Here is a 13,356-nt window from a genome sequence, read left to right on the forward strand (position 1 = left end):
CTTAGCACTTAGCACTTAGCACTTAGCACTTAGCACTTAGCACTTAGTTCCCCCAAGGATTACTGGCATTTGAGCGTTGTTTGCGCGTCCGTGCACGATCTTTGGCTTCTTTTTTCGCTTGAATACGTTTTGCGTCACTAAAACTTAACTCACATGGTTCACCTGGTTTATGATCTTCAGGAATAACGCGGTCACGTGGTGGTAGTTCATATTGAACATCATCGGGTTTAGGTAGATTTTTTAATCTATAAAGATAAAAGTTTTCAACTTTATCTTGTGCCCACTGGGTTTTACGCAAAAATTTAACTGCAGATTTGATGTCAGGGTTGTTTTTAAAACAATTTAGCAGTAGATAAGCATGTAAAAGCTCCCACCCATATTGATCAACTAACTCTGATACAACTTGCTCAAGTTTAACGCCTTGTAGCGGGTTATTGCCGAATAAATCTTCATTACTCATGTTTTACACTCTTTTTCTAAAATCTAATCTCAGAATTATAATTTTTATCACGATAATTTGATACAAGAATATCAAGTCAGTTTGCTTGTGTAATTTACATTTGTTTAGTTTATCGGTAATATTAGTGTGCTTTAATAAGTATTGGCATGACGCCACAACATTGGATGATAGATTTAAGGAATAATATACATGGGTCTTTTTAATAAAATTAAAACACAAGCTACCACTATTGGTTCAAATATCAGCGAATCAACGTCTAAACTAAGCTCTGATATGAGCACCTCAATGAAAGAGAACTCAAAGTTATCGGCGATCCGCTCTGAGATCACTTCAATAGAAGGGCAGCTAAATATTGGTTATCAAGATATTGGTAAAAAATACGTAGAAAATTTACTAGAAAACCAAGGACAAAATATCGAAAGTGCTTTGCAAGAAGCATTAAACCGTGTTGAACCGTTACTTGAGAAAAAAATTGAGCTTGAAGATGAAGCTATTGAAATTGAGAAAAAGCTAAAAGATCAAATCATCATTCAAGAAAAAGCAATTTTTCAAAAAGAATACGATCAAGAAAAAGAGAAGCTTGAAAAAGCCGTTAAACTTGATGTGATCTCTGTAGCAGAAAAAGAACAGAAATTAGCTAAAGCACGATTAAAACTTGATAATTTTGACACTATTCGTAAAGTTAAAAAACAGTATGAAATGAGTTTAATTTCAAAAGACGAATTAAACGAAAAGCTTGCTGCTTTAGGCGTGTAATGACGAAGAAATTAAAGCTTCTTTTACAAGAAGCTTTAATAATACCAATTGAGTTAAATATTTAACCATTCTAGCGGGCTAAATGAAGCGCTAACTACGTCAGTAATTTTTCAAGTAGAACAACGACATGTCAAAATTCCTGCCTTGTTATTACTGCATTTCTATGTCGCTATAAATACTTAGTAACTTAACACGATTGGTAGAACTTATTTTTACTGTTGGCAATTTACTACTACACGGCCTCGGATATTTCCGGCCATCAGCTCATCAGCCGCGTTAATAACCTGCTCTAAATTAATTTCAGTCGATATTTTATCTAAGTAGCTCTGCTCAACAAGCTCACCTAGACGTTGCCATGCTTGGATGCGGTCGACCTTTGGACGCATTACACTGTCTATGCCGATTAATGAAATACCACGCAAAATAAACGGCGCAACGGATGCAGGAAAATCCATGCCTTGTGCTAAACCGCAAGCAGTAACTACACCGCCATACTTTAAAGAAGCACAAATATTAGCAAGGGTATGACTGCCAACCGAATCAATGGCTGCAGCAAAACGTTCTTTTGCTAATGGCTTACCTGGATTTGATAGCTCATTTCGATCGATCACTTCAGAGGCGCCAAGTTGTTTTAAATGTTCGCTTTGATCTACACGACCTGTTGCTGCAACTACGGTAAAACCTAGTAGATTAAGTAAATAGACGGCAAAACTACCTACACCACCGTTTGCACCCGTAACTAAAATATCACCAGATTCGGGAGTGATGCCTTGCTTTTCAAGCGCAATAATACTGAGCATCGCGGTGTAACCGGCAGTACCAATTTGCATGGCCTGTTTAGGTGTTAACGACGTTGGGAGTGGGAGCAACCAATTGCCATTAACAGCGGCTTGTTGAGCCAGACCCCCCCAGTATTTTTCGCCAACACCAAAGCCATTTAGTAATACCAACTGATCAATAGCGAACTCGCTAGAATCACTGGCTGTTACTTTACCCACTAAATCAATACCCGGCACCATAGGAAATGAGCGCACCACGGGGCCTTTTCCTGTAATAGCTAGACCATCTTTATAATTTAGGGTGCTGTAAAGCACATCTAGTTTGACAGGGAGATTGGGTAATTCGCTATTATTTAGTGTTTGTACTGACGCGGTATACTTATCGTCAGTATTATTTATAACAATGGCTTTAAATTGATTGTTCATCTGGACTCCATTTAGACCGATCGTCTTTTAATTGTTATGAATAAAGAGCAATTACTTAAGCCGTTACCTAAGCAATGCACGTAAAAACATTTCAGTATATAAAATAAGTGGCTGAGTATTTTTAGTTAGCTTGGCACGCATTACAGCACCTTCCCAGCCAATCCAAAAAAATTCACTCATTTGTGTGGTATTCACGTTGGCTGCAATAACACGCTCCTGCTGAGCTTGTGCCAAGCAAACTTGCACATGTTGTTGCCAAATCTCGTAGCTGGTTAATAGTTTATTTTTAAAGTCATCGCTGAGGTGGTTTAGTTCCTGATTTAAATTACCGACTAGACAACCGCGACTAAAATCGTACTTTTGCATACCCCTTGCTGCACTTTGGGTGAAATTGATTAGTCGCTCTAAAGGAGGGATATCGCTTGCCCCTAGATAGCGAATAAGTTTAGCAACAAAGTAATCGTTATAAGCGTCTATAACAGCTAAGCCGTAGGCATCTTTATTATTAAAGTAGTGGTAAAAAGAACCTTTTGGAACACCTACTTTTTTTAAAATAGTATCAAGTCCTGTGGCACTGAAGCCAAACTCGGTAAGTGTTTCTACCCCCGTAGCAATAAGTAACGCTTTGGTGTCGGCATTACTGCGGGCAACTTTTGGTGGGCGACCACGTCGTGGTGGATTTTGACTGTTTTTTAGCATAAACACATATTAGACCGATCGTATTAATATACCCAAACCACCTCAAGATGCGAGTTTCAGTTGGAATTAAAAGCGATTTAGGCAAGGCATTGATTGCAAGTAATAGTGGTTCTATTGTTAAAATCAATAACGCAGTATAAATCGCTTTTAAACCAACCCGTTGGGCGTTTCACAGGCACTTACTCTCAGCGTTGTTACTTCTTAAAAGGGGCTGCCATTGTTGCAAAGTAACGCCTTGATACTAAGCCCCTGTGAAACGCTGAATTCTGTATATTGAGGTGGTTTGGGTATAGTTGCAAGGATTAATTATTAAACAATTTAAAAATGTACGTGAAATGTGGGCTAATTAAGTGTGAATAAGCCGCAGTAAAGTGGTCTGAAATAAGTTCAAAAATTAAACTTCTTTACTATTAATGAGTTGAAATAAATTTGTCATAATTACATTTTTTATAGGAACTTCACCCATAAACCGCAGTCACAATTAGAGCAGGAAACTGCGTGTTAGTGATTAGATAGTCGTAATTTTTTGTACATATATGGGTCGCACAGAAGATGGTACGACCACTTTACTTTTTTATATGTTAATTCATTTTTGCATCAGCAGCTTAGTTAAAGTCAATTTATTTAATTGCTTTTGTGATTTGAATTTAACAGTTTTATTAACTATTCATTAAATGTAGATGTCACGAACACTACAAATATATAAATATAAAAGGTGAGGATTTACCTATGAAGAGACAGAAAAGAGATCGGTTAGAAAGAGCTCATTCTCAAGGCTTTAAAGCAGGCCTCGCGGGCCGTTCAAAAGACCTATGCCCTTATCAACAAGTAGACCCAAAATCAGAGTGGTTAGGCGGTTGGCGCGAAGCGATAGAAAATCGCAATATGTATAAAACCTAATTTTTAAGTATTGAATTAAAGCAAAAACGCCGCTGTTTATGAAACAGCGGCGTTTTTGTAGCTGGGTTTTAATTACAAAATTAAAACGCGCTAGTATCTTGGAATAAACCAACTTTTAAATCTTTTGCTTCGTAGATAACGCGGCCATCTACTTCAACAGTACCATCAGCCATCCCCATGAATAATTTACGTTTAATAACGCGCTTCATGGTCAAACGGTAGGTCACTTTTTTTGCTGTTGGTAAAATTTGCCCAGTAAATTTAACTTCACCTACACCTAGCGCACGGCCAAGACCAGGACCACCAGACCAACCAAGGAAAAAGCCAACCAGTTGCCACATTGCATCTAAACCAAGACAACCTGGCATGACTGGATCACCTTTAAAGTGACAAGCAAAAAACCAAAGATCAGGGTTAATATCAAGCTCAGCAACGATTTCACCCTTACCATGCTCTCCACCGTCATCAGTGATTGAGACGATACGGTCCATCATTAACATGTTGTCACTTGGTAGACGACAATTGCCTTCTCCAAACATTTCACCTTGACCACATAGGATCAAATCTTCTTTTGTATAACTATTTTTAGGTTCCATAACACTTTTCATCGCTTATAAATTGCCACGTACTTTAGCGTACACTTGTACGCTAAACAACTCGGAGCAGTTAAAAAAATAATTTATTTGCACGAAATACCACCGCTTAGGTGAAGAACATGCTAATTACACGATTAAATCGCGCAATTACTAGCAAAAATCATTATAATTACCGTGATTTTTTAACCAGTATAAAGGAAGTTTATGATCCTTTTTGTTAACGCACTTACCGTAATTGATTTTTCTTACTTGTGTAATAAACGAGGCGCAGTTGGCGAGAGCTGGATTGTTGATTTAACCTTGCATGGCAAGTTAAATGAAGAGTCTATGGTGCTTGATTTTGGCTTAGTTAAAAAGCAAATCAAAGGCATTATAGACCAATGTATTGATCACAAGCTGGCCATTGGCAACCAAATTAACGGCCAAGTTGAAAACCATGGTGACTACACAACACTTGATTGTACCTTTGGTGATGATCACCACTTAGCAATGAGCGCGCCAAACCAAGCGTTTTGTTTAATTGATGCTGATGTTATTAATGAGCAGTCAGTTATTGAATTTCTAATTGCTACAATCATGCCGCAGTTACCAAGCAATATCGATAAAATCGAAATTGAGTTAAAGCCAGAGCATAGTAAGAGTTTTTATTATCACTATAGTCATGGCCTTAAAAAGCACGACGGTAATTGCCAGCGTATTATTCATGGTCACCGTTCGCAAATTGGTATTGCCCTTGATGGCATTGCAATGCCACGATTACAAAAGCAATGGGCTGATAAATGGCAAGATATTTATTTAGCTACAGCAGAAGATCAAATTCAAGCGCCGCAGCTACAGCACATCAGCGCCAAAGAAAATGACCTCTGTTTTGCCTATACCGCCGCACAAGGCTATTTTGAAATGGCAATAAGTAAAGAACGGTGTGATATTTTACCCATTGATACTACGGTTGAATGTATTGCAGGTTACCTTGCTGAGCAAGTTAAAGCGCAGCATCCTGACAATGACGTAAAAGTCACAGCATACGAAGGTGTGGCCAAAGGGTCCATTTGTTATGCGTAAATTATTAGCCGTTTCGTTATTTGCTACTGTGAGCTTTTTTGCTGATGCAGTGGAGCTAAAAGGTCACTTAACCCAAGGCGGGTTAGTGACGGGTCAAATTGATGGGGTTAAGTCAGTTATTTTTAATGGCCAAGCATTAAAAATCACCGCACAAGGTGAGTTTGTATTTGGCTTTGGCCGTGATGCTAAATTAACCCATCAATTAGCCTGGGTTGATGCAGACGGTGTCAAACATCAACAAGCGATTGAGATCACTAAACGTGATTATAAAATTGATAAAATTACTGGAGTGGCAAGTAAATATGTGTCACCGCCAAAAGCGGTAAGTGACCGTATCAGCCGCGAAGCTGTGGCAGTAAGAAATGCCCGAAAAGTTGACTCTGAGCTTAGGTACTTTTTAGATCCAGTTTACAAACCTGCACAAGGGCGTATTTCGGGTGTGTATGGTAGCCAACGCTATTTTAATGGTGAGCCTCGTCGGCCACATTTTGGTTTAGATATAGCCAACAAGACAGGCAGTCCTGTTTATGCGCCTGTCAGTGGTACCGTTGTTTTTGCTGATAACGACCTTTATTACTCTGGTGGAACTTTAATTTTAGATCATGGCCACAGTGTCACGTCTACCTACATACACTTAAGTAAGCTTGATGTAAAAGTAGGGGATACCATTAAACGCGGTGATAAAATAGCTGAAATTGGTGCGACTGGTCGTGTAACTGGCCCTCATCTGGATTGGCGTTTTAATTGGAAAGGCGAACGCCTTGATCCTGCACTTATGATGTTAGATAAATTAGCAAACCAAAAGTAGAGAACATGACAACTCAAGTAAACCGTGAAGAAATAATTGCTCAGCGTATTAAAGACTCAACGACTTCGGTCACAAAAACAGTATTTCCTGGGCGCACTAATCACCACAATACCTTGTTTGGTGGTGATGCATTGGCATGGATGGACGAAGTTGCATTTATTGCTGCAACGCGCTTTTGCCGTAAACCATTGGTAACCATTTCATCAGATAGAGTTGATTTTAAAGAAGCTATTCCAGCTGGAACCTTCGCTGAATTGATCTCAAAAGTTGTGCATGTAGGCAATACAAGTTTAAGAGTAGACGTTGAAATATTCTTAGAAACAATGCACAGGGATGATAAACACTCGGCAATTACTGGGAGTTTTACATTCGTTGCGGTCGATGACAATCACAGACCTACGCCGGTTGTATGCGATAAGATGATTTATGGTTTTTAAACCGAGTTGTTAAGTTAAGAAAGCACTTTTATGGTGCTTTCTTTGCTTTATAAAAAGAACACATCATACTATTTTGCACTGTTATATATCTTTAGCATCTGCGTTAAAACAATAATTGAGTAACCAAGTAGGGGTCTTAATCTATTCTCTGCTTGGTTACTCACATTCAAGGTATTAAAGCACCATAGCGGCTATCCAGCCAAATATTAGTAATGGAATATTAAAGTGGATAAAAGTAGGCACAACTGAATCCCAGATATGATCATGCTGACCGTCAGCGTTTAAGCCGGAAGTTGGTCCTAAGGTTGAATCGGAAGCAGGGGAACCAGCATCGCCTAAAGCACCTGCGGTTCCCACTAAAGCCGCGGTTGCCATCATTGAAAAGTTAAGCTCTAAGCACAGTGGCACAAACAAGGTTGCTATTATTGGCACTGTGGAAAATGAGCTGCCAATCCCCATGGTGATCATTAAACCAACTAATAAAATTAGTGCAGCTGCCAAAGGTTTGTTGCCATCAATAATCAATGCGGCGCTTTGTACTAAGCTAGTCACATCGCCTGTCGCTTTCATTACAGAGGCAAACCCTTGAGCTGAGATCATGATAAATCCAATCATTGCCATCATTGCTACGCCTTTGCTAAATACGTCGCTATTTTGCTCCCACTTAACTACGCCAAACAAACTAAAAATCATCACCCCAACTAAGCCACCTAAAATCATTGAACCACTGACATTTTGTGCTGCTAAAGAGGCTAATACCGCTGTAATACCGACTAACAATACTTTTTTAGGTTGTTCTACAACCACATTAGTTGCGTGCTCTTGATGTTCATCATGCTGATAATCCCGACGTTTTCTATAACTGATAAACACAGCTACAATTAACCCAACTAACATGCCACAGGCAGGAATGATCATCGCCATAGGTACTTGGGTATTAATGATATCTAAGCCATTTTCCACTAAGTTTTTATGTAAAATCGAGTATAAATAAATTCCACCAAAGCCATAGGGTAAAACCATATATGAGGTTGCTAGACCAAACGTTAAAATACAGGCAATAGCACGTCGATCTAACCTTAGTTTATTAAATATAACCAGTAGCGGGGGTATCAAAATTGGTATAAAAGCTATATGAACTGGGACTAGGTTCTGCGATGAAATTGCACACACTAAAATTATCAGTAAAATAAAATAGCTTAAATTCGTTTCGCTATTACTACTATTGTTATTTACTTTAGCGAGTAGTTTTGCAGCTAAAATGCGCGTTAAGCCTGATTTTGAAATCGCAACAGCGAATGCGCCTAGCATTGCATAGCTTAGAGCGATCTCAGCTCCGCCAGAGAGGCCTGCGTTAAATGCGTTTAGGGTATCGTTTAAGCTAAGTCCGGCGGTTAAACCGGCGACTAAAGCACTTAAAGTCATAGCAACAATTACATTAACGCGGGCTAAAGTAAGGCCAAGCATTAAAATAACGCCAATCACGACTGCATTCATAGAGTTCTCTTAGTTGTTGTTTTAATTAATTTTACCAGATTTTTACTGTGTTTTTTACGATAAGCGCTAAATATTAGCTGGCGATAACGCACATCGGAGTATAATTGCGCAAATTGCATGATATATGTCCGCTTGTTAGGCAGCTGTTGAGCTGCATATGCTAAAAATTGCAGCGGCGTTTGATTTGACGGTGCAGAAATACCTTGCTTATTACACCAACGCACAACAGTAAGGTAGTCTTTTGCGAGTGAATGCGCTGGCGATTCTGGCTTTTTAGGCCAAGACAAATACACAAAGTAACAAATAAAGGCTAAACATACGGTTGCTATCACGATCAGTGAAATTTGCCAAAACTGTTTATTACCGAATAATTCTTTTAGCAGGGAAGATTGCTTTTGCTGGTCAAAACCTAACACCCAATTTGTCCATTGGTAATCAAGATTTTCAAGCTTAAGCCTTAACCAGTTAATACCAGCAATATTACTCAATCGTAATAAGCCAAAACTCAAGTTGCTAGTAAATTCGCTATTAAGCTGCAAGTGCTGTGATAAAGATCCGTTTAATCGTTCAGGTGAAACAACCGCAGTTGCATCAAAAATTTGCCAACCTTTATTTTTTATAAATACTTCAACCCATGCATGGGCATCATATTGATAGATGCTCATATAACTATTTTGTTGATTATACTCACCACCTAAGTACCCCGAAACAACGCGGGCAGGAATACCAACACTTCTAAACATAAATGCAGCCGTGCTGGCATAATGGCCACAAAAACCACGTTTATTAGCAAATAAAAACTGGTCAAGGGTGTTGTTACCGGTAATTGGATCCGGCGTTAAGGTATAGCTAAAGTTATTATTGGCAAAGTAGTCATACAGTGCTAAATAAAAAGCCTGATCATCGTTATTATGTTGTTCATACAGACGTTTAGCTAAAGACTGCGACTGTAAATTAGTCTCTTTAGCTAATAAACTAAGCTGCACGTTTTGATAGTGTGCAGAGCGAGAGAGTTCAGCCAAGCTAAAAGCATAACTCTGGGCTGTATAGCTGATACTATTAGCTAAAAAACGTTTCCGCAGCAGTAATCCATTGCTGGTTGTTTTTACATCTTGATGGGCCGAGTCGGCAAACTGTAAACCATAAAGCCAAGGCTTAGCGCCAGGCTCTGCAAAAATTTGATAACTATATAATGGTTCACCACGTTCAGCTGAGGTGATTTGGTCAATTACTTGCTGGCTTTTTAAAATGTCCGATATTAACCAGCGTTTACCATCAAACTCATCATGTATAATCGCTCGCCAGTAATAGGGGGAAGATGGCTTTTGCTGATCAAATTTAGCTCGAAATACTAACTCATCTGAATTAGACAGTTTGGCTATATCAAATGGATCAACACTTTCTGACAAACCGGTTTTAGCGAGTTTTGGCCCCGGTAATTGCCAAAATGCGGGAAGTTTCGGTAACAATAATAATAAAAATATCGCTAAAGGTAGTGCTAGCAACAAAAGTTTGCAGCTGTCTTTAGCTGCAATTTTTAAACTATGTTTAGATTCAATCAGCGCTAAAAGCGCAAAATTTAAAATATATAGCATGCTAATTACTAGCGTAGCAAATAAGCTCTGAGAAAATAGATATACTGTTGAGAGACTAAAAAAACTTAACAAAATGATAGTTTGATAATGCTTTTTTGTATTGGCTTGCAGTAATTTAAATAAGCTAGAGAGGATCAGCATCGCAACAAATAAAGTCACCGTATCGCTAAAACCTACGTCATAAAACAAGATCAATAGACTCAAACCGGCCAAAGTATTTGCTAATATGGCAGTGGGTTTATTTCTTTTCAATAAGGTAACGGCTAGATTCCAAATACACAAACTAGCTAATAATGTATTAAATAGAGGAGGTAACTCAGTAAAAATAAAACTCAGCACTAAAATATAAACAATAGATAACGACAAATTGATCGCGGTTAAATTATCAGTGACTTTCATTTTCATCCTTTGCAAAACGGCTTAGTGCTTCTAAACACTGTTTACAATGTTCTTTGGTATCACTGATCGCGTATAGTCCTGCTTCTAATTGCAGGCCATAACTAACGCCTTGTGAGTAAGCCTGAGTTACTAAATAGCTTAATTGTTGTAGGCGGGATTCGGTATTTCCTTGTAACTGATTAAAATCAAAAACAACACTTTGGGCTGAATAATTTACAAACTCTTTTACCATTAATTGCTGAGTTTTTGCGTAATGTTTCCATGATATTCGTTTCATATTCATACCAGTTTGATGAATATTTAAACCATCAAATTCATCACTACCATGGCTGTTTTTATGCAGGCCATCATCAGTGTTGTGGTTATTTTGCAAACTAGCTTCATGCAATGGTTTGAGTTGTTGCGGGTAGACAAATACCGTATGTGCTAATTGCATGTAGCTCCATACCGATACTAATCCAAACGGGTACTTGCTGATTATTTTTAATCGGCGCAAGGGGTATTCACCACGTTCTTTTAATCCTAAATCTAAATTAACTATTTGCTTTTGACTGGTTATTTCATCAACGGTTGTGAGGGTTTTATTTTCATAAATAAACTGCAATGATTGACATTTTTTTTCGGTTTTTAGTTGCAGCTCTAATAATGCAGAGCAGGGAGCATAGCTAGCTATATGATTTTTATAATCAATTTTTAATCCTTTAAGATTGCTATAACCCATAAGTAGCGAAAATATCATTACGACAAGCATTAAATAAGCCATCGCTAAAATCAGATTATTCTGATAATTAATGCCTAATATAAAATTAAGCATAGTAACCACTAAAAAGCTCACGCCCAATTTTGATGGCAAAACATATATTGTGTTATGCGTTAAGGTAAGATGTTCGGTATTATGTTTATTTCTTAGTAATAGCTTGAAAACCTTAGCTTTAAACTGAAACCAAAAAGTAGGGCGCTTTCCTGTTTTATTGTTCATACCTTAAAGTGGCACATCAACAGTATTTATTAATTGTTTGATCTGTTGTGAGCTAACATCATGCTGCAGACCTAAACGATGTTCGCTAACACTAGCAAAAATAGTTTGCACATCATCAGGGGTAACAAAGTCACGACCATCAATAAACGCCCATGCTTTCGCGGCTTTGCCAACTGCAATACTGGCCCGTGGAGATAACGCATTAGCAAATTGGCTGTTATTTCGGGTAGCAGATACAAGCGCCAAAATATAATCAACAACCGGTTCACTTAACATAACAGCACTTACTTTATTTTGTATTTCAATTAATTGTTGTGTATCGATACGTACAGGTAAGTGTGCATAATCACGATTATGTTGGCCTAAAATGAGTTTACGTTCAGCTTCTTTAGGTGGAAAACCCAAACTAATACGAATAAAAAAACGGTCTAATTGAGATTCAGGTAAAGGATAAGTACCTGATTGATATAAAGGGTTTTGAGTTGCTATAACAAAAAATGGTGTTGGTAGGGCATGTTTATCACCATCCATAGTAACTTGGTTTTCTTCCATTGCCTCTAATAAAGCGCTTTGTGTTTTTGGACCTGCGCGATTTATTTCGTCCGCTAAAACAACTTGACTGAAGATAGGCCCTTTATGAAAAGTAAATTTATGCTCATTGGCATTAAAAATACTTGAGCCCAGTATGTCTGAGGGTAATAAATCACTGGTAAATTGCACTCGTTGATATGATAAACCTAATACCGCAGCAAGTGCATGCGATAAAGTGGTTTTACCCATACCTGGCAAATCTTCAATTAATAAATGACCTTGGCTAAATAAGCAGGTTAACGCGAGTTTTATTTGTTGCTGTTTGCCAAAAATAACCTGAGATAAATCATCAATGATCGCTTGTACGGACTGTTTCATAGTAACCTTGTAGGTTGATAAATTACATTAAATGAGTTCGAGGCGTTTCATGACCGTATCAACTTTTTTAGCATTAAATGGTTTTGCAATAAAACCTTTAGCACCTAGTTCCCAAGTATTTTGAACATTTTCGAGGCTGTTATGGCCAGAGCACATGACAACATGTGTATGTGGGTAATTGTCATTTAAGTATTCAAGAATTTCTGTACCATCGGTATCGGGCAGTTCAATATCGAGAAAGATAACATTCGGGGATTTTTCATCAATCAACGTTTTAGCCGATTCAAAATCTCTGCTTTCAAGAATATCTTCAAAACCTAACTCAGTTAAGATCTGATTTAAGTAGTCACGTATATCTTGAACATCATCAATTATTAGGATTGGTTCTAACGGGCGCACAAATTCCATATTGTTTACTTCTTGTGATACAGCTTAAATTGTATTTTTAATACTATGCTAAGCGATAATGAAGCTCAAGAAAGATACTCGAATTAAACTGTATTATTGAAATAAATCACCACTAAGTCCGATACCGTCTAGTATTGGACTTAGTGGGTGGTTCTAGTGGTGTATTTGCAGAGGTTCACAGTAATTTATTTAATAACCTATAATTTATATTATGTTAAATGGAGTGAGTTTTATAAGTAACAACTGTAAGGGGTTGTTCATTTCTAGAATAATGATGATATGGGGATTTTCGCCCTCGTCTTTTGGAAAAGCCCATTATTACTGGGTTTGATGAACCCTGAGCGCAAAATCAAGTAAATTCGGATTACGCTTGGTTTTAGACGAAACCTGTTCAAACTGACTCATTACCCGATCATTCCTGCTCATTGTACGTTTAGAATTAGATCATTTCTGATCGTTTAACTTTCCTTTAAATACACTTTAAACGCTGTTTAAATATTTTGAGCTGTCGATGTTTAAACTTTTTCGGCAGCTATTATTGTATTGAACGTTGGGCCTAGCTCTACTGTGATCATAAAACCTTGGTACGATATTTTTACTTGGTTGCCTATATAAGCAAACGTATTTGGATTTTGAACAGCGTTCA

The 13,356-nt window shown here is 37.9% G+C and carries 14 protein-coding genes; 5 read left to right on the top strand and 9 right to left on the bottom strand.

What is annotated here, in order from left to right; genetic code table 11:
* Positions 1 to 43: 43 nt before the first annotated feature.
* Positions 44 to 460 carry a VF530 family DNA-binding protein gene (locus H5187_RS21540; protein WP_145233938.1) on the bottom strand — a complete coding sequence of 139 codons (417 nt, stop codon included), beginning with the start codon at positions 458 to 460 and terminating at the stop codon, positions 44 to 46.
* A gap of 189 nt (positions 461 to 649) precedes the next feature.
* Here H5187_RS21540 and H5187_RS21545 point away from each other — a divergent pair, with 189 nt between their 5' ends.
* Positions 650 to 1,216 (top strand): hypothetical protein, encoded by a 567-nt coding sequence (locus H5187_RS21545; RefSeq protein ID WP_149981103.1) that lies wholly within the window; start codon positions 650 to 652, stop codon positions 1,214 to 1,216.
* A 212-nt stretch (positions 1,217 to 1,428) separates the two neighbouring features.
* Here the strand turns inward: H5187_RS21545 and H5187_RS21550 are convergent, their stop codons facing one another.
* Both H5187_RS21550 and H5187_RS21555 read right to left on the bottom strand, forming a co-directional pair.
* Positions 1,429 to 2,421, bottom strand: coding sequence for an MDR family oxidoreductase (locus H5187_RS21550; RefSeq protein ID WP_182740519.1), 993 nt, complete (start codon positions 2,419 to 2,421; stop codon positions 1,429 to 1,431).
* A gap of 63 nt (positions 2,422 to 2,484) precedes the next feature.
* Positions 2,485 to 3,120, bottom strand: a complete 636-nt coding sequence (locus H5187_RS21555) for a TetR/AcrR family transcriptional regulator (RefSeq protein WP_182718837.1) — start codon at positions 3,118 to 3,120, stop codon at positions 2,485 to 2,487.
* 729 nt (positions 3,121 to 3,849) lie between these two features.
* On the opposite strand from H5187_RS21555, the gene rmf reads away from it, so the two are divergent.
* On the top strand, positions 3,850 to 4,020 hold the full coding sequence (gene rmf / locus H5187_RS21560; RefSeq protein ID WP_016707188.1) for a ribosome modulation factor: 171 nt from the start codon (positions 3,850 to 3,852) through the stop codon (positions 4,018 to 4,020).
* An 80-nt stretch (positions 4,021 to 4,100) separates the two neighbouring features.
* Here rmf and fabA read toward each other — a convergent pair whose 3' ends face one another.
* Positions 4,101 to 4,616: a bifunctional 3-hydroxydecanoyl-ACP dehydratase/trans-2-decenoyl-ACP isomerase gene (fabA, locus tag H5187_RS21565; protein ID WP_182718839.1), complete on the bottom strand. Its 516-nt coding sequence runs from the start codon at positions 4,614 to 4,616 to the stop codon at positions 4,101 to 4,103.
* A 204-nt stretch (positions 4,617 to 4,820) separates the two neighbouring features.
* Here fabA and H5187_RS21570 point away from each other — a divergent pair, with 204 nt between their 5' ends.
* The 3 genes from H5187_RS21570 to H5187_RS21580 are packed head-to-tail and all read left to right on the top strand — an operon-like array spanning position 4,821 to position 6,923.
* Entirely contained in the window at positions 4,821 to 5,678 is an 858-nt protein-coding gene (locus H5187_RS21570; protein WP_182798336.1) for a 6-carboxytetrahydropterin synthase, read from the top strand.
* Complete coding sequence (locus tag H5187_RS21575; RefSeq protein WP_182798337.1) at positions 5,671 to 6,486, top strand: M23 family metallopeptidase; 816 nt, start codon at positions 5,671 to 5,673, stop codon at positions 6,484 to 6,486. Before H5187_RS21570 ends, H5187_RS21575 begins: the two co-directional genes overlap by 8 nt.
* A 5-nt stretch (positions 6,487 to 6,491) precedes the next feature.
* On the top strand, positions 6,492 to 6,923 hold the full coding sequence (locus H5187_RS21580; protein ID WP_064666260.1) for an acyl-CoA thioesterase: 432 nt from the start codon (positions 6,492 to 6,494) through the stop codon (positions 6,921 to 6,923).
* 174 nt (positions 6,924 to 7,097) lie between these two features.
* Here the strand turns inward: H5187_RS21580 and H5187_RS21585 are convergent, their stop codons facing one another.
* The 5 genes from H5187_RS21585 to H5187_RS21605 form a co-directional block, all read right to left on the bottom strand.
* Entirely contained in the window at positions 7,098 to 8,420 is a 1,323-nt protein-coding gene (locus H5187_RS21585) for a Na+/H+ antiporter family protein (RefSeq protein ID WP_182740520.1), read from the bottom strand.
* Complete coding sequence (locus H5187_RS21590; protein WP_182740521.1) at positions 8,417 to 10,414, bottom strand: DUF3488 and transglutaminase-like domain-containing protein; 1,998 nt, start codon at positions 10,412 to 10,414, stop codon at positions 8,417 to 8,419. The genes H5187_RS21585 and H5187_RS21590 overlap by 4 nt, the downstream gene beginning before the upstream one ends.
* Entirely contained in the window at positions 10,401 to 11,228 is an 828-nt protein-coding gene (locus tag H5187_RS21595; RefSeq protein ID WP_182718843.1) for a DUF58 domain-containing protein, read from the bottom strand. Before H5187_RS21595 ends, H5187_RS21590 begins: the two co-directional genes overlap by 14 nt.
* Positions 11,229 to 11,396: 168 nt before the next feature.
* The gene (locus H5187_RS21600) at positions 11,397 to 12,302 is read right to left on the bottom strand and encodes a MoxR family ATPase (RefSeq protein ID WP_182740522.1); all 906 of its coding nucleotides are present in this window, start codon (positions 12,300 to 12,302) and stop codon (positions 11,397 to 11,399) included.
* Between the two features lie 27 nt (positions 12,303 to 12,329).
* Positions 12,330 to 12,710 carry a response regulator gene (locus H5187_RS21605; protein WP_145233960.1) on the bottom strand — a complete coding sequence of 127 codons (381 nt, stop codon included), beginning with the start codon at positions 12,708 to 12,710 and terminating at the stop codon, positions 12,330 to 12,332.
* Between the last annotated feature and the right edge of the window lie 646 nt (positions 12,711 to 13,356).

This window comes from Pseudoalteromonas sp. SG44-1 (genome assembly GCF_014164315.1).
Classification (GTDB): domain Bacteria; phylum Pseudomonadota; class Gammaproteobacteria; order Enterobacterales; family Alteromonadaceae; genus Pseudoalteromonas; species Pseudoalteromonas rhizosphaerae.